Below are 22,040 nucleotides of genomic sequence, written 5' to 3' on the forward strand. Positions count from 1 at the left end.
CCACCACCCGGCGGGAACGTGGCCACTCCCGCCGGGCACTGGAAATCGCGGCACTACTTGCGCTCACCTTGCGCTCACCGCAGCACCTTGGGCAGCCGGAACGCGAGTACGGCCAGTACGCCGAGCCCCGCCGTCTGGACGGCGAGCGCCGTCAGCAGCGCGTCGCGCATGCCGACCGAGGGGACGAGGGCGAGGAAGAGCGAGCCGAGGGTGGCGACACCCAGGGCGAGGCAGGACTGCTGGGCCGTCGAGGCCAGTCCGCTGCCGGCGCCTGCGCGTTCGTGCGGTACCGAGCCGAGAACGACCCGGAAGAACACGGGGAGTTGGAGCCCCTGGCCGAGCCCGCACAGGACCATGCCGGGCGCGAGCCACGCGGGGGAGAGGCCGGGCCAGCTTGCGAGCACGGTGAGTGCGAGGGTGACCAGGCCCGTGGCGTGCACGGCGGCGCTCAGCGCCAGGGTGCGGCTGCCGAGGCGCGTGGCGACGCGCGGTGCGAGCAGGGAGGCGCCGAACTGGGCCACTCCCATGGGAACGAGCGCGAGCCCGGCGGCCAGGGGGCCGAGGCGCAGCCCTTCCTGGAGGACGAGGGACATCACGAACATCCACGAGCTGAAGCCGAGGAAGATCGGCAGCCCGACCGTCAGCCCCTGCCGCACGCCCCGTTCACGCAGCAGTGAAGGCGGCAGCAACGGGCTGCGTCCCGCGCGCTCGTGGTGACGTTCGAGCGCGTAGAAGGCCCACCCGAGCAGGGGCGCCGCCGCGAGTGACAGCACGGACCACCAGGGCCACCCCGCCGAGCGCCCTTCGGTGAGGGGCAGCAGCAGCGCGGAGAGCGCGGCGGCGAGCAGTACGGTCCCGCCGATGTCGCCCCGCGCGGGAGCCGGGGAGCGGCTGTCGGGAACGAGCCGGACGCCCAGGAGGAGGGCGAGCGCGACGACGGGGACGTTGACGAGGAAGACCGCGCGCCAGCCGGTGCCGGCCACGTCGGCGCTGACCAGGACGCCACCGAGCACCTGCCCGAGCACCATGGAGATTCCGCCGACGGAGCCGAACAGGCCGATGGCACGCGATCTGCGCTCGCCCGTCGTCGTGGCGTGGATGGTGGCGAGAACCTGCGGGAACATCAGCGCGGAGGCGGCACCCTGCGCGAGCCGCGCCAGGATCAGCCACCACACGCCCGGCGCGAGCCCGCATGCGAGCGAGGTGATCCCGAAGGCGGCGGCTCCCCACAGGAAGAGACGGCGGCGCCCGTAGCTGTCACCGAGGCGCCCGCCGAGCACGAGGAGCGCGGCGTAGGCGATGGCGTAGCTGGCGACGACCATCTCCAGTGCGGCGGGCGAGGCCCGTAGTTCGCGGGAGATGTCGGGGAAGGCGACGTTGACGACGAAGAAGTCGATCATCGGGAGCGCGGCACCGAGCAGCAGCACGAAAAGGCCGAGCGGGCGGAGTGCCGATTCGGGGGACGGCGGCGACGGTCGGGGAGACGGTGCGGGGCCGGGCGCGGGCGCGGAATCAGAGACCGGAGGCCGGGGGGCCACGGCGGTAGGGGGCGCGGTGTGATTGCTCATCGGGCCGACTGTCCACGCTCTCCCAGACGGGTACCAGACGCTCTTCATCCTGGTACCAGGACTACCTGGCAACAGGCTCCCCACAGGGCGCAAGCTGGACCCATGAGCACAGCCGAAACGCCCTCGACGCCTCTCATGGAGACCGGGCCTGTCACGGAGGCCGCCGAACTCGCGGGGACCGGCCCTCTCGCGGAGACCGGGCTTCTTGCGGCGGAACCCGCTTCCCCGGCCGGTGACCGTATCCGGCGTGGGGAGCTGGCCGCGTTCCTGCGTAGCCGCCGCGAGCGGACCAGCCCCGAGCAGGTGGGCCTCCCGCGTGGCCGGCGCCGGCGTACTCCGGGGCTGCGGCGCGAGGAGGTCGCGCACCTCTCGGCGGTCGGGGTGACCTGGTACACGTGGTTGGAGCAGGCCCGCGACATCCAGGTGTCGGCGCAGGTGCTGGACGCGCTGGCGCGGGCGCTGATGCTGGACGCCAGCGAGCGCGCGCACCTGTTCGCACTGGGCGGTACGGCAGACCCGATGCCTACGGGTGACACGACGCTGCTGCCTTCCGGGGTGCTCGCGACGCTCACACAGCTCGAACCGTTCCCGGCCTGTGTCCAGAATGCGCGCTACGACATCCTCGCCTACAACCGCGTCTACGGGCGCCTGCTCGGCGACCTCGACGCGATCAGCCCGTGCGAGCGCAACTGCATGTGGCTGTCGTTCACCGACCCGGCGTGGGCGGCGGCCATGCCCGACAGGCAGGAGACGATCCGCCTCATGGTGGCCCGCTTCCGCTCCCGGATGGCGGGGCACCTCGCGGAGCCCGCGTGGAAGGCGCTGCTGCGGAAGATGGAGCGGCACGCGCCGGGGTTCCGTGAGCTGTGGGAGCGCCACGAGGTGATGGGCGCCGTCGACAGGAGCAAGCGCTTCCGCAATCCGGAGGTCGGCATGCTCAGCTTCACGTACCACGGCCTGTGGCTCAGCCCGGCCGAGGGAGCGCGCCTGGGCGTGTACGTGCCGGCGGACGAACGCACTCAGGAACGGGTGGAACGACTCCACGGACTCGTCACCCGCGACGACGGCCCGTCGGCCGGCGTCGGAACCGAAACCGGCACCGGATGAGCGCCGTGGACCTACGGGCCCGACGGCGCCCCGCGCGGATGGGGGACAATGGCGGGCGGTACCCCTGCCCGCACACGACCCCGAGGACCCTCGCGCCATGACCCAGCCGCCGCTCCACATCGGACCGCACGCCGTCCAGCCGCCCGTGGTGCTGGCACCGATGGCCGGGATCACCAACGCTCCGTTCCGCACCCTGTGCAGGGAGTTCTCCGGGGGCCAGGGCCTCTTCGTCAGCGAAATGATCACCACGCGCGCCCTGGTCGAGCGCAATGAGAAGACCATGCAGCTCGTGCACTTCGACGCGAGCGAGAAGCCGCGCTCCATCCAGCTGTACGGCGTGGACCCGGTCACCGTCGGCAAGGCGGTCCGCATGATCGCGGACGAGGACCTGGCCGACCACATCGACCTCAACTTCGGCTGCCCCGTACCCAAGGTGACCCGCAAGGGGGGCGGCTCGGCGCTCCCGTACAAGCGCCCGCTCCTGCGCTCCCTGCTGCACGAGGCGGTGGGCAACGCGGGCGGGCTGCCCGTGACGATGAAGATGCGCAAGGGCATCGACGACGACCACCTCACCTACCTGGACGCCGGGCGTATCGCCGTCGAAGAGGGCATCACCGCGATCGCCCTGCACGGCCGCACGGCGGCCCAGCACTACGGCGGTACCGCCGACTGGGACGCCATCGCGCGCCTCAAGGAGTCCGTGCCCGAGATCCCCGTACTGGGCAACGGCGACATCTGGTCGGCCGACGAAGCGGTCAGGATGATGCGCGAGACCGGCTGTGACGGCGTCGTCGTGGGACGCGGCTGCCTGGGCCGGCCCTGGCTGTTCGGAGACCTGGTCGCCGCGCTCTCCGGTGAGGGCGGCGAGTACGCGCGGCCCTCGCTGCGCGAGGTCGCCGATGTCATGGTGCGGCACGCGCGGCTACTGGGGGAGTGGCTGGGCGACGAGGCACGCGGCGTGATTGATTTCCGCAAGCACGTCGCGTGGTATACCAAGGGCTTCTCCGTGGGCTCCGAGATGCGCAAGCGGCTGGCCGTCTCCGCCTCACTCGAAGAACTGCGCGGCCTCCTGGACGACCTCGACCTGGAACAGCCCTGGCCCGGCGCCGCCGCCGACGGCCCCCGTGGCCGCACCAGCTCCCGCAACCGCGTCGTCCTCCCCGACGGCTGGCTGAACAACCCCTGGGACTGCGGCGACGTCACCGCCGAGGCAGAACTGGACACCTCCGGCGGTTAGTCCGGTACGGAGCGGTCGAGTACCGGAGCCCGAGGCGTCCGGCAATCACCATCCGCGCGGTTGGCACACTTCTCCGATGGACGAGGCAACGGCAGCGTGGCGCAACACGACACACGACTGGGCGGGCACCGTGGACGCCGGCCACCTCACGCGCATCCGGAACGATCCGGCGGAGTTCGCTCCCGGTGGCGTACGGCACCTGGTGCTGGAGGTCATGGCCTACGCGGCCGACGAGGCTGAGGCACGGGGCGGGGGACACTGCACGGTCGCCTTCCACACCGACGGCTCCGTGTCCGTCGCGGACGACGGGCGGGGCACGGACACCCGCTTCGACGGCCAGGGCCGGCCCGTGAAGAAGCCGGTCATGGCGACGAAGGATCTCCGGTTCTTCGGCCGTCCCGTCGCGCGGCTGCTTCCCGACGGATGTCCGCGCCGGGGGATGTCCGTGGTCGCGGCGCTCAGCGAGTGGCTCGTCCACACCAACCGCCGCGCGGGAGGAGCGTGGGTTCAGCGCTACGAGCACGGCATTCCCACGACCGATCTGATACCGGTCGCCGATGACGGCACGACCGGGACCGTCGTCCACTTCCGCCCCGGCGAACCCCTGCGCGCGGCAGCCGGACCGGTGGCGGCGGAGACGGCCCGGCTCGGCGCCGCGTGGCCCTGCTTGTCGGTCGAAGTCGAAACTCACCGCGCGGACTGAAGCGCACCGGAGTGCCCAGGAGCAACGGAGCGGCCGGGTGCCGTGTGCCCGTCAGGTGGTGGGCAGTTGGCGGAGGAGTTCCGCTTCCCGTTCGGGTGCCAGGCCGACCTGGGGTCTGTCGGGGCGGTGGGGGGCCTGGCCGTGGAGTGCGTGCAGCCACTGCCAGGTGGCGGCGACGGTTTCGGCGGCGGGGCGGCAACGCAGGCCCTCGGCATGGGCCTTGGAGACATCGGCTCCGTGCAGGGTGTCGTGCAGTTCGCCGGGTGGTACCCAGATGGGCAGCTCCGACCAGGGCTCGACGCCTGCCAGCAGGAGTGTGTCCGGGGCCGTCCATTGGGGCTCGGCGCGGTTGCCGGTGGCGGAGACCACGGCGTCCAGCAGGGCGCCCATGGTGGTGTGGCCGCGCTCGCTGACGGTGTTGTAGGCGCCTCCTAGGCCCCGTTCGAGCGCGTCGAGTGTCCAGGTGGCGAGGTCACGCGCGTCGATGTACTGGAGCGGCAGCGAGCGGGGGCCGGGTGCCAGCATGGGGCCTCCGCGTGCCGCGCGGTTGAGCCACCACGGCAGGCGTCCTATGTTCTCGCCGGGGCCGATCACCAGTCCTGGGCGCGGCAGCAGTGCCCGTTCACCGAAGGCCGCCGTCGCGGCCAGTTCGCCGCCGCGCTTGGCCCGCGCGTAGTCGCCGTCCTCCTTGTCGTCCGGGTCCCCGTCCACGAGCGGCGCGCTCTCATCGGCGCCCGGCGCCGTGGGGTGGCTGTGCACCGAGCGGCTGGAGACGTACACATAGTGCTCAGCGCGCGAGGCCAGCGCAGCCGCCGCGTCCCGTACGGCCACAGGCGCCCCGGTCCATGTGTCGATGACGGCGTCCCAGTAGGGGCCGGCGGCCTGCCCTGACGCGCCACTGTTGAGCGCAAGTAGTCCGTCGGGGGCCGTACGGTCGCCGTGCAGCACGGTCACGCCGGGCGGCGCGGGGTGCCGGCCGCGGTGGAAGACCGTCACCTCCCAGCCGCGCGCCAGCGCCTCGTCCACGAGGGCACGTCCCACGAACTCCGTTCCGCCCAGCACCAGTAGTCGCATGTGTCGACTCTGCGTGGTGTGTGCGGGTGTGGCCAGCGGATCGGCTCGGCTGAGTGCGTGTTCAGCCGAGGGCTGACTCCAGGCGCGCGGCGTAGGCGTCGAGTTGGTGTGCGGCGAAGTCCTCGGCCTCCCATGTGTGCGCACGCACCTCGCCGGGGCTGACCCACACGTACGCCCACGCCTCCGGAGGAAGGCGTTCCGCTGCGGGGCGCGGGGGAGCGGCGTCGAGGGTGAGGGTGCGCAGGGCGTACTGGTCGTCCTCGAAGTCGTCCAGTAGGCGCCACTCACGGGCGCTCAGCCCGGCCAGCAGCAGCCCTTCGGCGTTCTTGCCGTCCGCGCGGACGAGCCCGGGGTAGGGCCTGTTCCTGAGCGCGGCGGTGCGCCAGCCGGTGACGGTGGCGGGGGTCAGCGCGGGCACGTGGCCGAGCAGCGCGGTGAGGATGCGGGGGAAGCGCAGGGTGCCGTAGACGAAGAGTGCCGCGGTCCCCGGGACGACGGGACCGAGGCGCGGCGGGACATCCGGGTCGGTCATATGGAGTCATTCACCTCGGAGTTGGGATGTGGTGGCGGGTGCGGCACTGTCCGGCCGTAAGGGAAATCTACTGGGCGCAACTGCGTCCGCATCGTGAGACGTGCGGCCATGTGAGCGCGTGATTCGCGCCACCTTGATCAGGGTGCCGCTCATGTGAGCGCTCACATGTGAGGTGTAGGACTCCAAGGAGCGCGCCGGGGTTTTACCGGCCCTTGGTTCGTTCCTCGAAGCCAACTCTCGCTCTGCGTAAGAAGAAGTGGGTGCCAGTGGAGCGAGAAGTAGTTGTCCGTTCGGAGCCTGTATGGAGGCGGCAACCAGCGCACAGGGGGCCAGACTTTCGATCTCTCGGCACACGGGTGGTTACGGCCGTGTGACATGCCGCTGGACGTACCTCAAAGCCTTTGATCTGGGTACGCTCCCCGCCGTCAGGGCAACCGACCACGAGGAGCCGAGTCCGGTGCCGGTTCACACAGAAAACGCTGAGAAAGCGAAGACCGCGAAGACCGCGCAGAGTGCCGTGCGCGCGGAACAGCGGAAGTTCGTCTACGACTTCAGCGAGGGCAACAAGGACCTCAAGGATCTCCTCGGCGGGAAGGGGGCCAACCTCGCCGAGATGACCAACCTCGGTCTCCCCGTCCCTCCCGGGTTCACCATCACGACCGAGGCGTGCAAGGCGTACCTCGACGACGGTGCCGCACCCGAGGCGCTGCGCGACGAGGTCAGCGTCCATCTGGAGGCGCTGGAGCGGCGCATGGGCAAGAAGCTCGGCCAGACCGACGACCCGCTGCTGGTCTCCGTCCGCTCGGGCGCGAAGTTCTCGATGCCCGGAATGATGGACACCGTCCTCAACATCGGCCTGTCCGACGAGTCCGTACAGGGGCTGGCGGCCCAGTCGGGCGACGAGCGCTTCGCCTGGGACTCCTACCGCCGCCTCATCCAGATGTTCGGGGACACGGTGCTCGGCATCAAGGGCGAGCTGTTCGCCGAGGCGCTGGACGAGGCCAAGAAGTCACGCGGTGCGGCGACCGACGTGGACCTGTGCGCGGCCGATCTCCAGGAACTGGTCGAGCAGTTCAAGGGCATCGTCTCCAAGGAGACGGGCCGCGACTTCCCGCAGGAGCCCCGCGAGCAGATGGATCTGGCCATCCGCGCGGTCTTCGATTCGTGGAACGGCGACCGCGCGAGGCTCTACCGCCGCCAGGAGCGCATCCCGCACGACCTGGGCACCGCCGTCAATGTGTGTTCCATGGTGTTCGGAAACCTCGGGCCCGACTCCGGCACGGGGGTCGCCTTCACCCGCGACCCCGCCAGTGGACAACAGGGCGTCTATGGCGACTACCTCCAGAACGCGCAGGGTGAGGACGTCGTCGCCGGCATCAGGAACACCGTTCCGCTCGCCGATCTCGAAGGGCTCGACAAGGCGTCCTACGACGAGCTGATGCGCACCATGGAGACCCTGGAGACGCACTACAAGGACCTGTGCGACATCGAGTTCACCATTGAGCGCGGCAAGTTGTGGATGCTCCAGACCCGGGTCGGCAAGCGCACGGCGGCGGCGGCCTTCCGTATCGCCACACAACTGGTCGACCAGGGCCTCATCGACGAGGCCGAGGCGCTGCGGCGGGTCACGGGCAGCCAGTTGGCGCAGCTGATGTTCCCCCGCTTCGACGGGGACGCCACGTCCGACCAGTTGGGCTGGGGCATCGCCGCCTCTCCCGGCGCCGCCGTCGGCAAGGCGGTCTTCGACTCGTACACCGCCATCAAGTGGTCGCGTTCGGGCGAGAAGGTCATCCTCATCCGGCGTGAGACCAACCCCGACGACCTCGACGGAATGATCGCGGCCGAGGGCATCCTCACCTCGCGCGGCGGCAAGACCTCGCACGCGGCCGTCGTCGCACGCGGCATGGGCAAGACCTGTGTGTGCGGCGCCGAGGAGCTGGAGGTCGACACCAAGCGGCGGCGCATGACGGCGCCCGGCGGTGTGGTGATCGAGGAGGGCGACACCGTCTCCATCGACGGGTCGAGCGGCAAGGTGTACCTGGGTGAGGTGCCGGTCGTGCCCTCGCCCGTCGTCGAGTACTTCGAGGGCCGGATGCACGCGGGCGCCGACGACGCCGACGAACTCGTCAAGGCCGTACACCGGATCATGGCCTACGCGGACCGCGTGCGCAGGCTGCGGGTGCGGGCCAACGCCGACAACGCCGAGGACGCCTCGCGCGCACGGCGCTTCGGCGCGCAGGGCATCGGGCTGTGCAGGACCGAGCACATGTTCCTGGGCGAGCGGCGTGAACTGGTCGAGCGGCTGATCCTCGCCGACACCAGTGAGGAGCGCGAGACCGCGCTGCGCGGGCTCCTGCCGCACCAGAAGGACGACTTCGTCGAGCTGTTCGAGTCGATGGACGGGCTGCCGGTGACCGTACGGCTGCTGGACCCGCCGCTGCATGAGTTCCTGCCCGACATCACCGAGCTGTCCGTACGCGTCGCGCTCGCCGAGTCGCGCAAGGACCACAACGAGAACGACCTGCGGCTGCTCCAGGCGGTTCACAGGCTGCACGAGCAGAACCCGATGCTGGGTCTGCGCGGTGTGCGCCTGGGGCTGGTCATTCCCGGCCTGTTCACGATGCAGGTACGGGCCATCGCCGAGGCGGCGGCCGAGCGGATCGAGGCCAAGGGCGACCCGCGCGCGGAGATCATGATTCCGCTGGTGGGAACCGTGCAGGAGCTGGAGATCGTGCGCGAGGAGGCCGAACAGGTCATCGCCGATGTCGAGCGCGAGCACGGACTCGAACTGAAGGTTGCGCTCGGCACCATGATCGAGCTGCCGCGCGCGGCGCTCACGGCCGGGCAGATCGCCGAGTGCGCCGACTTCTTCTCCTTCGGCACCAACGACCTGACGCAGACCGTGTGGGGCTTCTCCCGGGACGACGTGGAGGCCAGCTTCTTCACCGCGTACCTGGAGAAGGGCATCTTCGGGGTCTCGCCGTTCGAGACGATCGACAAGGACGGCGTCGGCGCCCTCGTACGGTCGGCGGCCGAGGCGGGCCGGGCCACCCGGCCCGACCTGAAGCTGGGCGTGTGCGGCGAGCACGGCGGCGACCCCGAGTCGGTGCACTTCTTCCACGAGGTGGGGCTGGACTACGTGTCCTGTTCGCCGTTCCGTATCCCGGTCGCGCGTCTGGAGGCGGGCCGCGCCGCGGCGTCCGAGACCACCAACGGCCGCTGACCGACCGGCTTCCGGGCCTTCGCCTCCGCTTCCCACCCTCACCGGCGGGAGCGGGGCCCGGGACCCCAGGAGGGGGCGGCGCCCGTGCGGGGACGCCGCCCCCTCCGTCATGCGGGCCGCGGGTGCGTTGTGGCAGCCCTCGTGCTCCTCCGGTCCGTGGATGGATGGGGTCAGATGACGTCTTCGAACTCCTGGAGCAGGCGCCGCTTGGGGCGGGCGCCCACCACCGAGCGTTGGGGTTCGCCGTTGCGGAAGACCATGAGGGTCGGCATGGACAGAACGGCGTAGGCCGCCTGGGTCTGCGGATTCGCGTCGACGTCCAGCGAGACGACCTTCAGCTCGCCCTCCTTCTCCGCGGCGATCTCCGCCAGTACGGGCGCGATCATGCGGCACGGCGCGCACCAACTGGCGGTGAAGTCGACCAGTACGGGCACGTCGGAGCCCAGCACCTCCCGTGCGAACGTCTCGTCGGTCACCTCCGTCACTCGTGCGGCGGTGCGCGGCCGTGCGGTGGTGCTGGGCGGTGCGGTGGTGCTGGGCGGTGCGGTGGTGCTCGGCCGTGCGGTGGTGCTGCCTGTCGGTGTCATCCGGTTTCTCCGTCCGGTGGATGGGACCCGCCTGTCACAGGGGCCAGCTCGCAGCGTGGCTCGGGTGCGGGGTGCGACCGTGCGGCGGCCTCCACCTCGGCCCGTGCCAGCCGCTCCCTGACCCCGTTCCGTACGCTGGTCAACTCCGCGATGCACGCGTCCAGTTCGGTGAGCTTGCTGCGGTAGACCGCGAGGGAGTCGGGGCAGGAGTCGCCCTCCGGATGCCCGGCGCGCAGGCACTCCACGAACGGACGGGTCTCCTCCAGATCGAAGCCGGTCTCCCGCAGCATCCGGATCTGCCGCAGCAGCCGGAGATCGTCCTCGCCGAACGTGCGGTACCCCCTCGCGTCGCGCCGCACGGACAGCAGCCCGCGTGACTCGTAGTAGCGCAGCGTCCTGGTGGTCGTCCCCGCCCGCTCGGCCAGCTCCCCGATACGCATCCGGCGCTCCATTCCGCGCTCCCTTCGTACGGTCGTTCCGACGCTAAGCGTTGACCCTGACGTCAAGGCAAAGCACGCAGCGGGGTGTTCCCGCGGGGAGTGCGACTGGTAGATACCACTGGGAGACGTGGATTTCCGTTGGTTCCTGTTTCTTCCAGGAGGCTGTGATGACAGAAATCGAGAGATTCCGACCCAGCAGGCGGGCGCTGACCGCCGGAATCGCGGCGCTCGCGGCAGGTGGCCTCGCCGGCCCGCTGGCCGGACCGGCTTCGGCCGCCGCACGGCAGAGCCGTGCCGCAGCGCAGGACGCGCCACCCGTGGTGCCCGCGCTCCAGCAATGGGCGGGCGGAGAAGGGGAGTTCCGGCTCACACCCGCCACCCGCGTCGTCGTACCGCCTGGCGACAAACGGCTGCGCCGCCTCGCCAGGACGCTCACGGACGAACTGGAGGAGGTGACCGGCATCCGGATACGCCCCCCGCGTCCCGCCGCCCCGCACACGGGCGGTGGTCGCCCGCGAAGAGGCGAGATCCGGCTGACCGTCGACCGTTCCGACAGCCATGCGCCGGGCGGTGCGCGCTACCGCGAGGAGGGCTCCAGGACGACCGTCACGCACGGCGGCATCAGCGTTGTCGGGCCCGCCTACGCGGGCGTCTTCCACGCGACGCGCAGCCTCCTGCAGATCCTCGTACGGTCCTCCCGCCGTGCCGTTCCCGCCGGGACGGCCGTCGACTGGCCCGACTACGCGCGGCGCGGCTTCATGCTCGACGTCGGACGGCGGTACTTCACGCCCGGGTTCATCCGCGACTACATCCGCCTCATGAGCTGGTTCAAGTTCAACGACTTCCAGATCCACCTCAACGACAACGAGATCAAGCCGCCCGAAGGGGACTGGGGCAAGGCGCAGTCCGCGTTCAGGCTCGCCAGCGAGGCCCCGGAGTGGGCGGGCCTCGCGGCGCGTGACGGCGCCTACGACAGGGCGACCTGGGACTCCTTCGAGGACCTGGCCGAGGCGTGCGCTGTGCGCCTCACACCGGAGATCGACGCTCCAGCCCACTCGCGTGCCTTCGTGAAGTTCCGCCCCGACATCGGCCTGGACGGCGGCAACTCCGACCACTTGGACCTGGCCAAGCCCGCCTCGACGGCGTTCATGAAGGACCTCTTCACCCACTTCACGCCCTGGTTCCGCAGCCCCGTCGTGCACTACGGGGCCGACGAGTACGGCGGCCCCGTCGCGCAGTACCGGGGCTACTTCAACGACCTGGCGGCCCACTTGAGGACCCTGGGCAAACAGCCAGCGGCGTGGGGCAGCCTGAGCGAGATCGGGGGCACGGCGGAGGGCTACGACAGGGGTGTACGCATCCACAGCTGGAACAACGGCTGGTACGGGCCGCAGGCCATCAAGAGGGACGGCTACGAGTTCGTCAACATGAACGACGCCACCCTCTACATCGTCCCCTTCGCCGACTACTACCACGGCCAGGGCCTGGACGGGCGCTACCTCTACGAGCAGTGGGCGCCCCACGTCTTCCCCGAAGGCCAGAGCGTCGAACCGTACGATCCGGCGCTGCACGGTGCCCTCTTCGCCGTCTGGAACGACCTGGTGCACGAGGACTACACCGAACGCGACGTCCACGGCCTCGTCAACAAGACGCTGGGCGTGCTCGCACAGAAGATGTGGAGCCCCCGCGCGGAAGGGCCCGGTTACGACGCCTTCCAGAAGGGCGTATCGGCCCTCGGGCTCGGCCCCGGCCTGGAACTGCTCGGCTAGGGATGGCTGAACGCACGTAGTGCGCGCGCACGGACGGAGCGCAAGTAGCGCGCCGGAACGAAGTGAGCGCCAGTAGTGCGCACTTGGGAGTGAGCACATGTGGCGCGTACCGCGGTATGAGCCGCACGCGGTACGTCACACGCGCCGCTCACAGCGGGTGGTAGCGGCGCTCCGGGCGGCCCGTCGTGCCGTACCGGAGCGTCACCCTGGCCCCGCCGGTGGTGACGAAGTGCTCCAAGTAGCGCCGCGCGCTCACCCGGGAGAGCCCGCTCTTCTCCGCGCACTCCGAAGCGGACAGCCCTTCGGCGTCCCGGCACGCGGTGAGCGTCTCGCGCACCAGGGCAGCGGTCTGCTCGCTCAGGCCCTTCGGCAGCGTGGCGGGTACGGCGGGGCGCGCGGCCACCGCGACCTCCGTGGCGGCGCCACCGCCCGCGGCGGCGCCGGAGACGCCGAACACCTGGTCAAGCTCGTCCTGTCCCGGCGCCGTCAGCCGTCCGAACTCCTGGCTGTCGTGCGCGTACCGCTCCAGCCGCTCGGTCAGCAGCCGTCCCTCGAAAGGCTTGACGACGTACTGGACCGCACCGCCGTGCCGCGCTGCCCGTACGCTCTCGGCGTCCCTGGCAGCCGTGATCACCAGGACATCGGGACCCCCGCCAGGGGCACCGTCGCCCCGCAGCAGCCGCAGCACCTCCAGGCCGCTCACATCCGGCAGGTACAGGTCCAGCAGCACCAGATCGGGAGCCAGTTCGCGCACCTGGGACAGCGCCTCGGCACCCGTGTGCGCCACCCCCGCCACCTCGAATCCGGGTACGCGGGCGACCAGCGTGCTGTGCAGCCTGGCCACCATGAAGTCGTCGTCGACGACCAGTACGCGGATCACGGCGCTGCCCCGTAGCCGACGCCCGTCAGCTGTTCCGAGGCCACCCACAGCCGCTCGGCCGCCGCGTCGCTGCGCGTCCATGGCGCCCGCCACGTGGGCCCTGGGGCGCCCCGCCAGCCCAGCACCCGGGGGCCGGTGTAGGAGTCGGGTGCCACGCCGGGCGCCGTGGCGGCGTAGAGCGACGGCAGGGCACCCGCCTCGGCCGACTGCGCGACGATCCGGTTGCCGGTCTCCATGAAGCGCTCGACGCCCTTCCTGCCCTCCATCCGGGCACCGGCGGTCTGCAGGTTGGTCGACGCGTAGCCGGGGTGCGAGGAGGCGGCGACGAGCACGGTGCCCGCCGTCCGCCGCGCCAGCTCACGCGTGAACAGGAGGTTGGCCGTCTTGGAGCGCCCGTAGGCGATCCAACGCCGGTAGGTGCGCTCGCTGTTGAGGTCCCCGATGTCGATGTTCGACAGCACATGAAGCTCGCTGGCGACGGTCACCACGCGCGGCGCGGGAGCGGCCAGGAGCCGGTCCAGGAGGAGCCCCGTCAGCGCGAAGTGCCCCAGGTGGTTCACGCCGAACTGGGTCTCGAAGCCGTCCACCGTCCTGCGGTACGGCAGTGCCATGACACCCGCGTTGTTGATCAGAAGGTCGAGCCGCTCGTCGGGGAACTCCTTGGCGAAGGCGCGCACCGAGGCCAGGTCGCCGAGGTCGAGGGGGCGCAGCTCGGTGCGGGCTCCCGCCTCGGGCAGCTCCAGCAGCAGCCGCTCACGCGCTGCCATGCCGCGCTCCTCGTTCCGGCACGCGAGGATGACCCGCGCGCCCCGCCTGGCCAGCTCTCTGGCCGTCACGAAGCCGAGTCCGCTGTTGGCGCCGGTCACGACCGCCGTGCGCCCGCTCTGGTCAGGGATGTTCCGCGCTGTCCAGCCCATGCTCGCGTGCCCCTCGACTCGTTCCTGACCCGTCAGTAGTCCCACGGGGGAGGCTAGCTCCGCGCGCCGTAACGGTCGAGGCCGGAGCGGCTCCTGACCGGGCCGGCGCGTTCACAGGGCGGGCCGATGGACCTCCGGCCCGGGTAAGGCAGCACCGCGCGGGCAGCGGCCCCGCTCTAGGCTGCCTCCATGAACGCGATCACCGCATCCACCACAGCGCCGCGCGTCCTGCTGCTGCACGGGCCCAACCTCAACCTCCTGGGCGAGCGCGACCCCGCCGTCTACGGCAGCACCACCCTCCGTGACATCGAGGAGCGCACCACGGCGCTCGGCCGGGAGCTGGGCGCCGAGGTGCACTGCGCGCAGAGCAACAGCGAGGGCGCGCTCATCGACCACGTACACGGCACGAGGAACAGGGACAGCGGCATCGTCTTCAACCCGGGCGCCTACGCGCACTACAGCTACGCGCTGCGCGACGCGCTCGAAGCGGTCGCCGGGCTGGGCGTCCCGTGTGTGGAGGTGCACATCTCCAACGTCCACGCACGCGAGCCGTTCCGGCACACCTCGGTGACGGCGCCCGTCTGCCAGGGCATGGTCTCCGGGCACGGCGTCTTCGGGTACGAACTGGCCCTGCGCTCCGTACTGCACCGCGCGGCGGAGTGGAAGACGGCAGCCGGTTCCGGCGCGTAGCCGCGCGCACGGTCCCTGCCTGAGGTGCCCTGCTCGGGCCGACGAGGCGGTACTCCGGCCGACGAGGCGGTACTTGGGCCGACGGCCCGCTAAGTGAGCCGATTGAGCCGGGGGTCGGCTCCGTACGGGAGCGGTGGGGTCCCGGCCTTCAGCGGTGTGACGCGTGATGCGACCTTTGTGTACATGGCATACGAGGGGGGACAGCCGGGTCACGGACCCGGACAGGCCGGGCCGCGGCACAACGGACCGCCCAAGATCGACGCACGTGAACTGCGCCCGAAACGCTTCTGGTACGTCGTCGCCGGTCTGATCGCGGCCGTACTTGTCGGCCTCGGCGTCGCGGGCTTCGTCAGCACGCTCACGGGGGTGATCGACTCCGTCGACAAGGAGGGCCGCTTCCGCAGCGGCGAGTCGCTGAAGATGAACCTGGAGGACGGCGACGAGCGGGCCGTCTCCGTCGACCTGGTGGACGGTTCACGCTTCCGCTACCGCTGTCAGGCGCAGGGCCCCTCCGACCCGTCACTGAGCCGCCCGAGCAGCTCGTTCAAGGTGACCGCCGGAGGCCACACCTGGCAGCGGGTCCTCATGCTCAAAGCGCACGGTACGGGCGAGCACACCGTGACATGCCAGGCCGCCAGGGACACGGAGTTCGCGGTCGGTGAGAAGCCGGAGATGGGCGGCTTCCTCGGCGGACTGCTGCTCACGTTCGGGTTGCCGGCACTGGGCGTGATCGCCGGCACTCTCATCGCGGTCATCACAGCGATACGGCGCAGCCGGCACCGCAACAGGCTGCTCGCCGAGCGTTACCCGCCCTGGTACGGAGGTCCCGGACCGTACGGGCCGCCGTATGCGCCTCCGCACGCCCCGCCGTACGCGGGGCCCCCGCAGCAGGGCGGCCCACCGCCCTACGGGGTGCCGCCGCAGGGCGGGCCGCCCCAGGGCGGGTTCCCAGGCGGGCCCCCGGAGCAGGGCGGGCCTCCGCGTACCTGGTGAGGGCGGCTGGTGACGGTCGGGGCGGCGGGGGAGGGGCCGGTCAGTCCGTGGCCGTCACGGCGGTCAGCAGGAAGACCGAGTCCTCCAGGGCGCGTACGCCGTGCCGTACGGGTGGCACCCGCTGGATCTGTCCTGGGCCGATGTCCTGGTCCGCCGTGATCTCGGTGAGCCGTACACGGCCCTGGAGCACATAGATGCTCGCGGCGGGCGGGGTGTTGTGCTCGTCCAGCTCGGAGCCCTCCGTCAGCGCGATCACGGACTGGCGCAGCGGCCCGTCGTGCAGGAAGAGGTACGCGCTGCGGCCGTGCGGGTCGTCCCTGGCGAGCGCCAGATGTTCGGCTGCCAGTGCGGTGACGTCATCCATGCCCCCATGGTCTCCCGCACGGCACACGACGCAACCGGACGCCAGGATTCCAGTGCCGGTCGCGGTGCGCGCGTGGCCGTGGCTGCCGGTGGCTGTCGGTGGCGCCCGCGCGGGTCCGTGCGCGCGTCTAAGCTGACGCGCGTGGACGCATACGGGGCACATGGCGACCCACTGTCCGAGGCGCTCGCCGATGTGCTCAGTGGTGCACGCGCCAGGGGAGGGCTCTTCCACCGGGCCGTACTCGCGCCGCCCTGGGGCGTGCGCGTACAGGACGGGGCTCCGCTCGCGCTGGCCTCCATGACGCGCGGCGAGGGCTGGGCGCTGCACCCGGACGCCGACCCCGTGCGGCTGGCCCCGGGCGACGTGGTCGTCCTGCGCGGTCCTGAACCGTACGTACTGGCCGACCACCCGGACACCGAGCCCCAGTTGGTGATCCACCCCGGCGACTGCTGCACGACACCCGAAGGTGTCGACATGTGCGAGCGGTTGGGGCTCGGCGTACGCACATGGGGGCGCAGCCAGGACGATCCGGTCGTGCTGCTGAGCGGCAACTACCAGTTGCGTGGCGATCTGAGCGGGCGGCTCCTGGACGCGCTGCCGCCCGTACTGGTGCTGCGGGAACGCGAGTGGGACTCCGGGCTGCTGTCCCTGGTGGCGGCCGAGGTCGTCAAGGAGGCGCCCGGCCAGCAGATGGTGCTCGACCGGCTGCTCGACCTGCTGCTGATCTCGGTGCTGCGCGCGTGGTTCGCGCGTCCGGAGGCACGGGCACCCGTCTGGTACCGCGCGCAGGGCGACCCCGTGGTGGGCGTGGCGCTGCGGCTGCTGCACGAACAGCCCGCGCACGCCTGGACGGTGGCCGCGCTCGCCGCGAAGGCCGGGGTGTCCCGCGCGAGCCTCGCGCGGCGCTTCACGGAGCTGGTGGGCGAGCCGCCCATGGCGTATCTGACCCGCTGGCGCATCGACCTGGCGGCACGCCTGCTGCGCGAACCCGAGGCGACGGTCGCCTCGGTGGCCCGCCGCGTGGGCTACGCGGACGGGTTCGCGCTCAGTGCGGCGTTCAAACGGGTACGGGGAGTGAGCCCGAGCGCCGCACGCTGAGCCCGAGCACTGCAGCTGAGGACGGGACGCCGGGGGCGGGACGCGGGGGCGGGGCGCTTCAGCGCCGACGGTGCGGGGCGGTGGCGCCGTCGGCGGCGGCGGCGGTGGGTGCCGTGCGGCGCTGTCAGTGGTCGGAGGCATGCTGGAGGCATGTACGTGGAACGGGGCTCACGGGTGGCCGGGGCCGTGGTGTGGTCACGGGAGGCGGCGCACGGCGGCGGGGAGGCACGCGTGCTGCCCGACGGCTGCATGGACCTGCTGCTGTGGGACGGCGAGCCCTTCATCGCCGGACCCGACACCCGCGCGCACCTGGTCACCGACCGTAGGGGCCTGCGGATCACGGGGCTGCGGCTGCCGCCCGGCACAGGGCCCCGTGTCTTCGGCGTGCGCGCCCACGAACTGCGCGACCAGCGCGTGCCGCTCGGCGCCGTGTGGGCGGCGCCCGCCGTGCGCGAGCTGATGGACAGAGCGGGCGGGGCGCGGGACCCCGGGGCCGTGCTGGAGGAGGTGGCCGCGCTGCGGCTGGCCGAGGAGCGTGCGGTGGCGAAGGACCCGCACGGAGTGCCGGTGGTGGAGGAGATCGTGGCCGCGCTGCGTGCCGGGGCGAGTGTGGCGGCCACGGCGCGGCGTGCGGGGCTCAGTGAGCGGCAACTGCACCGCCGCTGCCTGGACGCTTTCGGGTACGGCGCCAAGACGCTGGCCCGTGTCCTGCGCATGCGCGGCGCGCTCCGCCTCGCCCGCGACCGCACGCCGCTGTCGGAGACGGCGGCCCGCGCGGGCTACGCCGACCAGGCCCACCTGGCACGCGAGATCAAGGCACTGGCGGGGGTACCGATGACCGAGCTGATACGGCCGTCCTCGTAGCGCGCGGGATGCTCCTGTACGTGCACGGGTCGCCCGTAGCGTGCCGTAGGCCGCTCGTAGCGTTCACGTTTCAGGCGGTCCTGGGCCCCGTGTTTCAGGACGGGTTGGGCGCGAACAGGTCGACGGAGTTGCCGTCCGGGTCGAGGACGACGGCGTAACGCTGGCCCCAGAAGGCGTCCCAGGGCGCCTTGTGGCCCTCGTGACCCGCGTCGGTCAGCTCGGCGTAGACCTTGTCGACCTCGGCGGGTGAGTCGCACAGGAACGCCATGCCGATCCGGCTCATGCCGCGTGGGGGCGCGGTCCAGTCCGGTTCGAAGGAGCGCACGGTCTCCTCGGTGTCCCACGCGATCCGCACGCCGCCGACGGCCGCCTCCACGTGGGGAAGGCTGTCCGCCTCGGCAGGGAGGTCCAGGCCGAGACGGCGGTAGAAGGCGAGCGAAGCGGCCATGTCCGAGGTGACGATGCCGATGAGGTCGAAGCGTGGTGTCATGCGCCTCACGGTAGGAGGCCATGGCCGCCCGGGTCTTGAACGAATCGGCCGTTCCCGCCGCCGTTACGGTGTGCCCATGGCCGAGATCCTGACCGTACTGACGACTACAGGCACCGAAGAGCTGGCCCGTACGCTCGCCGCCGGCGCCGTCGACCGCAGGGTCGCGGCGTGTGCCCAGATCAACGGGCCCGTCACCTCCGTCTACCGCTGGGAGGACGAGATCCAGAACGACCCCGAGTGGCAGGTGCTGTTCAAGACGAGCGCCGCGCGGTACGACGCGCTGGAGGCGTACATCCGCGCCGCGCACGACTACGACGTACCGGAGATCATCGCCACCCCCGTAGTACGCGGCGCCGCCGACTACCTGGCGTGGGTGGAACGCGAGACGGCCTGACCGCGGACCGTACGGACGCGGACGGGCCTGACCCCGGACGGTACGAACGCGTACGGGCCCTAACTCCCACCCGGCTGAGCGCGGACCGCCGTACGGACGCGGACCGCCTGACCGCGGCACGTACGCACGTGGACCGTACGGACGCGAACTGACGCACGCGGGGCGTGCGCACGCGGACCGTACGAACGTGAAACAGCCCCAGGGCGGACCGGCCCGACCGTGCCGCGGAGCCGCTCCATGCGGCCTCCGGTTACGGTCGGCGTATGCACGGCACGCACGGCACACACGCCCCGGACGGCGCAGAGGGGTTGCCCGGGCCCTGCTACGCGCCCTCCGACACCGAGCGCTGGGTGCCGGAGCCCGACAAGCGGCCGGGGCGTACGGCGTTCCAGCGGGACCGGGCGCGGGTGCTGCACTCGGCCGCGCTGCGCAGGCTCGCCGGTAAGACGCAGGTGGTCGCGCCGGGGTCCAGCAGCCCGGCCTGGGACGCCACGCCGCGTACCCGGCTCACGCACTCCCTCGAATGCGCCCAGGTCGGCCGGGAGCTGGGCGCCGCGCTCGGCTGCGATCCTGACCTCGTCGAGGTGGCCTGCCTGGCGCATGACCTCGGGCACCCGCCCTTCGGGCACAACGGTGAGGCCGCGCTCAGTGAGATCGCGGCGGATGCCGGGGGCTTCGAGGGGAACGCGCAGTCTTTGCGCCTGCTCTCGCGGCTGGAGCCCAAGCGGTTCTCCGACGTGCCGGGTGCTCAGGCGCACGTGGGCCTCAACCTGACCCGCGCCGCGCTGGACGCCGCGACGAAGTACCCCTGGCGCCGGGGCGAGTGCCCGTATCCGCCGGACTCGCGGAAGTTCGGGGTCTACGAGGACGACCTGCCGGTCTTCCGCTGGTTCCGCAGCGGTGCTCCCGAGGGCCGCCGGTGCTTCGAGGCGCAGGTCATGGACTGGGCGGACGATGTCGCCTACTCCGTGCACGACGTCGAGGACGGCATGCGCGCCGGCCACCTGGACCCCCGGCTGCTGCTCGCGCCGCCCGAGCGCCGCGACATCTTCGCCGTCGCCGTGTCCCGTTACGCGCCCGGTGCTACGGCGGACGAACTCTCCGCCGCGCTCGACAGGTTGCTCGCGCAGGACTGGTGGCCGCACCGCTACGACGGCACGGCCCTGGCGCAGGCCAGGCTCAAGGACGCCACCAGCCAGCTCATCGGCCGCTTCTGCCTCGCGGCCGAGGCGGCGACGCGTGCGGCGTTCGGTAGGGGACGGCTGACCCGTTACGCGGCGGAACTGATCGTCCCGGCGGACATCAGGCTGGAATGCGCGGTGCTCAAGGCCGTCGCCGACCGCTATGTGATGCAGCGGCCCGACCTGGAGCGGCTCCGCGCCGAGCAGCGCGTGGTCATCGGCGAGCTGGCTGCCGCGCTGCTGGAGCGCGCGCCCGAGGGCCTGGACGCGCAGTACGGCGCACTGTTCGCCGAGGCGGCGGACGAGGCCGGGCGGCTGCGCGTGGTCGTCGACCAGATCTCGTCGCTCACCGATGTCTCAGCGCGTTCGCTGCACAGGGCACTGACCGCGTCATGAGCGCGGCGAACCCCACTGGGCAGGCGCACGCCACCACTGGGAACGCGCCGTGGCGTGCGCCCGTCCCTTCTTCCCCCTGCCCCTTCCCGCGCATGCGCCGATGCGGGACGCTCACGTGTGGACGACGGGGGGATCGCACCAAGAGCACGGCCCACAGCGGGCAGCGCCAGCGAGGAGGCATCAAGTGGTCGACGCACATCGGACGTTCGTCATCATCGGCGGGGGACTGGCGGGGGCGAAGGCCGCCGAGACCCTGCGCGCGGAGGGGTTCACCGGCCGCGTCATCCTGATCGGCGACGAGCGCGACCATCCCTACGAACGCCCCCCACTGTCCAAGGGCTACCTCACCGGTTCGGACGAGCGCGACAGCGTGTTCGTGCACGAGCCCGCCTGGTACGCGGGCGCCGACATCGAACTGCACCTGGGCCAGCCCGCCGTGCAGCTCGACCGCGAGAACAAGTCCGTACGCCTGGGCGACGGCACCCGCGTCCACTACGACCGGCTGCTGCTCGCCACGGGAGCCGAACCGCGCCGCCTGGACATTCCCGGTACGGGCCTCGCCGGCGTGCACCACCTGCGCCGCCTCGCGCACGCCGACCGGCTGCGCGGCGTCCTGTCGGCGCTCGGCCAGGAGAACGGGCACCTGGTCATCGCGGGCGCCGGCTGGATCGGCCTGGAGGTCGCTGCCGCGGCGCGCTCGTACGGCGCCGAGGTGACCGTGATCGAGCCGGAACCCACCCCGCTGCACACCGTCCTCGGCCCCGAACTGGGCGCCCTCTTCGCCGACCTGCACCGCGAACACGGGGTGCGCTTCCACTTCGGCGCCCGGCTGACCGAGATCACCGGCGAGGGCGGCATGGTGCGCGCTGTGCGTACGGACGACGGGGACGAGCACCCCGCGCACGACGTGCTCGCCGCCATCGGAGCGGCGCCGCGCACCGCGCTCGCCGAGTCGGCCGGGCTGGAACTGGCCGAGGGCCCCGGCGGCGGCATCGCGGTCGACGCCTCGCTGTGCACTTCGGACCCGGACATCTTCGCCGCCGGGGACGCGGCGGCCGTGCAGCACCCCCTGATCGGCGAGAGGCTGCGTGTGGAGCACTGGGCCAACGCGCTCAACAGCGGTCCCGCAGCGGCCCGCGCGATGCTCGGCAAGGACGTCTCCTACGACCGTGTGCCGTACTTCTTCTCCGACCAGTACGACGTCGGCATGGAGTACTCGGGCTACGCGCCGCCCGGCTCCTACGACCAGGTGGTGTGCAGGGGGGATGTCGGCAAGCGCGAGTTCGTCGCCTTCTGGATGCACGACAACCGCGTACTGGCCGGGCTCAACGCCAACGTCTGGGACGTCACGGGCCCCATCCAGGACCTGATCCGCTCCGGCGCCCAGGTCGATCCGCACGCCCTGGCCGACCCCGGTGTGCCGCTGCCGTCGCTGGGCACCACGAACGAGGCGCCCAGCGCCTGAGTGGGGTGCCGGGACCCGCGTGATGCCCGTATGGGGTGTACGGGATAAATTGCCCCTGACGTCACGAC

General features: G+C 71.7%; 21 protein-coding genes. 12 read left to right on the top strand and 9 right to left on the bottom strand.

The features are described 5' to 3' along the window. Positions 1 to 74: 74 nt before the first annotated feature. Positions 75 to 1,568 (bottom strand): MFS transporter, encoded by a 1,494-nt coding sequence (locus tag NMN56_RS00725; RefSeq protein WP_274039826.1) that lies wholly within the window; start codon positions 1,566 to 1,568, stop codon positions 75 to 77. 102 nt (positions 1,569 to 1,670) lie between these two features. On the opposite strand from NMN56_RS00725, the gene NMN56_RS00730 reads away from it, so the two are divergent. From NMN56_RS00730 to NMN56_RS00740, 3 genes are all read left to right on the top strand, one after another. Then, positions 1,671 to 2,675, top strand: coding sequence for a helix-turn-helix transcriptional regulator (locus NMN56_RS00730; protein WP_274039825.1), 1,005 nt, complete (start codon positions 1,671 to 1,673; stop codon positions 2,673 to 2,675). Between the two features lie 97 nt (positions 2,676 to 2,772). Beyond that, positions 2,773 to 3,912 (top strand): tRNA dihydrouridine synthase DusB, encoded by a 1,140-nt coding sequence (gene dusB / locus NMN56_RS00735; protein WP_274039824.1) that lies wholly within the window; start codon positions 2,773 to 2,775, stop codon positions 3,910 to 3,912. Between the two features lie 76 nt (positions 3,913 to 3,988). Further along, the gene (locus NMN56_RS00740) at positions 3,989 to 4,615 is read left to right on the top strand and encodes an ATP-binding protein (RefSeq protein ID WP_274039823.1); all 627 of its coding nucleotides are present in this window, start codon (positions 3,989 to 3,991) and stop codon (positions 4,613 to 4,615) included. Positions 4,616 to 4,666: 51 nt separating this feature from the next. Here the strand turns inward: NMN56_RS00740 and NMN56_RS00745 are convergent, their stop codons facing one another. Then, complete coding sequence (locus NMN56_RS00745) at positions 4,667 to 5,689, bottom strand: NAD-dependent epimerase/dehydratase family protein (RefSeq protein WP_274039822.1); 1,023 nt, start codon at positions 5,687 to 5,689, stop codon at positions 4,667 to 4,669. A 61-nt stretch (positions 5,690 to 5,750) separates the two neighbouring features. Further along, positions 5,751 to 6,221: a gamma-glutamylcyclotransferase family protein gene (locus NMN56_RS00750; RefSeq protein WP_274039821.1), complete on the bottom strand. Its 471-nt coding sequence runs from the start codon at positions 6,219 to 6,221 to the stop codon at positions 5,751 to 5,753. Positions 6,222 to 6,738: 517 nt separating this feature from the next. Between NMN56_RS00750 and ppdK the strand changes: the two genes are divergently transcribed. Then, on the top strand, positions 6,739 to 9,444 hold the full coding sequence (gene ppdK, locus NMN56_RS00755) for a pyruvate, phosphate dikinase (RefSeq protein WP_274039997.1): 2,706 nt from the start codon (positions 6,739 to 6,741) through the stop codon (positions 9,442 to 9,444). Between the two features lie 170 nt (positions 9,445 to 9,614). On the opposite strand, the gene trxA is transcribed toward ppdK, so the two are convergent. After that, positions 9,615 to 9,929, bottom strand: coding sequence for a thioredoxin (gene trxA, locus NMN56_RS00760; protein WP_274039996.1), 315 nt, complete (start codon positions 9,927 to 9,929; stop codon positions 9,615 to 9,617). 98 nt (positions 9,930 to 10,027) lie between these two features. Then, positions 10,028 to 10,471, bottom strand: a complete 444-nt coding sequence (locus NMN56_RS00765) for a MerR family transcriptional regulator (RefSeq protein WP_274039995.1) — start codon at positions 10,469 to 10,471, stop codon at positions 10,028 to 10,030. 167 nt (positions 10,472 to 10,638) lie between these two features. Between NMN56_RS00765 and NMN56_RS00770 the strand changes: the two genes are divergently transcribed. Further along, on the top strand, positions 10,639 to 12,240 hold the full coding sequence (locus tag NMN56_RS00770) for a beta-N-acetylhexosaminidase (RefSeq protein WP_274039820.1): 1,602 nt from the start codon (positions 10,639 to 10,641) through the stop codon (positions 12,238 to 12,240). Positions 12,241 to 12,388: 148 nt separating this feature from the next. On the opposite strand, the gene NMN56_RS00775 is transcribed toward NMN56_RS00770, so the two are convergent. Next, a complete protein-coding gene (locus NMN56_RS00775) occupies positions 12,389 to 13,120 on the bottom strand; it encodes a response regulator (protein ID WP_274039819.1) in 732 nt (243 codons plus the stop codon). Then, positions 13,117 to 14,037 carry an oxidoreductase gene (locus tag NMN56_RS00780; protein ID WP_274039994.1) on the bottom strand — a complete coding sequence of 307 codons (921 nt, stop codon included), beginning with the start codon at positions 14,035 to 14,037 and terminating at the stop codon, positions 13,117 to 13,119. Before NMN56_RS00780 ends, NMN56_RS00775 begins: the two co-directional genes overlap by 4 nt. Positions 14,038 to 14,226: 189 nt before the next feature. Here NMN56_RS00780 and aroQ point away from each other — a divergent pair, with 189 nt between their 5' ends. Next, a complete protein-coding gene (gene aroQ, locus NMN56_RS00785; RefSeq protein ID WP_274039818.1) occupies positions 14,227 to 14,727 on the top strand; it encodes a type II 3-dehydroquinate dehydratase in 501 nt (166 codons plus the stop codon). Positions 14,728 to 14,910: 183 nt separating this feature from the next. After that, entirely contained in the window at positions 14,911 to 15,720 is an 810-nt protein-coding gene (locus NMN56_RS00790) for a hypothetical protein (protein ID WP_274039817.1), read from the top strand. Positions 15,721 to 15,760: 40 nt separating this feature from the next. Here the strand turns inward: NMN56_RS00790 and NMN56_RS00795 are convergent, their stop codons facing one another. Continuing rightward, positions 15,761 to 16,084: a cupin domain-containing protein gene (locus NMN56_RS00795; protein ID WP_274039816.1), complete on the bottom strand. Its 324-nt coding sequence runs from the start codon at positions 16,082 to 16,084 to the stop codon at positions 15,761 to 15,763. A 141-nt stretch (positions 16,085 to 16,225) separates the two neighbouring features. On the opposite strand from NMN56_RS00795, the gene NMN56_RS00800 reads away from it, so the two are divergent. Beyond that, positions 16,226 to 17,182, top strand: coding sequence for an AraC family transcriptional regulator (locus NMN56_RS00800; RefSeq protein WP_274039815.1), 957 nt, complete (start codon positions 16,226 to 16,228; stop codon positions 17,180 to 17,182). Positions 17,183 to 17,332: 150 nt separating this feature from the next. After that, complete coding sequence (locus NMN56_RS00805; RefSeq protein WP_274039814.1) at positions 17,333 to 18,046, top strand: helix-turn-helix transcriptional regulator; 714 nt, start codon at positions 17,333 to 17,335, stop codon at positions 18,044 to 18,046. Between the two features lie 94 nt (positions 18,047 to 18,140). Here the strand turns inward: NMN56_RS00805 and NMN56_RS00810 are convergent, their stop codons facing one another. Next, a complete protein-coding gene (locus NMN56_RS00810; protein ID WP_274039813.1) occupies positions 18,141 to 18,536 on the bottom strand; it encodes a VOC family protein in 396 nt (131 codons plus the stop codon). Between the two features lie 76 nt (positions 18,537 to 18,612). Between NMN56_RS00810 and cutA the strand changes: the two genes are divergently transcribed. The 3 genes from cutA (at position 18,613) to NMN56_RS00825 (ending at position 21,972) form a co-directional block, all read left to right on the top strand. Continuing rightward, positions 18,613 to 18,930, top strand: coding sequence for a divalent-cation tolerance protein CutA (gene cutA / locus NMN56_RS00815; protein ID WP_274039812.1), 318 nt, complete (start codon positions 18,613 to 18,615; stop codon positions 18,928 to 18,930). 263 nt (positions 18,931 to 19,193) lie between these two features. Then, positions 19,194 to 20,507, top strand: coding sequence for a deoxyguanosinetriphosphate triphosphohydrolase (locus tag NMN56_RS00820; RefSeq protein WP_274039810.1), 1,314 nt, complete (start codon positions 19,194 to 19,196; stop codon positions 20,505 to 20,507). Positions 20,508 to 20,691: 184 nt separating this feature from the next. Continuing rightward, entirely contained in the window at positions 20,692 to 21,972 is a 1,281-nt protein-coding gene (locus tag NMN56_RS00825) for an NAD(P)/FAD-dependent oxidoreductase (RefSeq protein WP_274039809.1), read from the top strand. The last annotated feature ends 68 nt before the right edge of the window (positions 21,973 to 22,040 follow it).

This window comes from Streptomyces iconiensis (genome assembly GCF_028657195.3).
GTDB classification, from domain to species: domain Bacteria; phylum Actinomycetota; class Actinomycetes; order Streptomycetales; family Streptomycetaceae; genus Streptomyces; species Streptomyces iconiensis.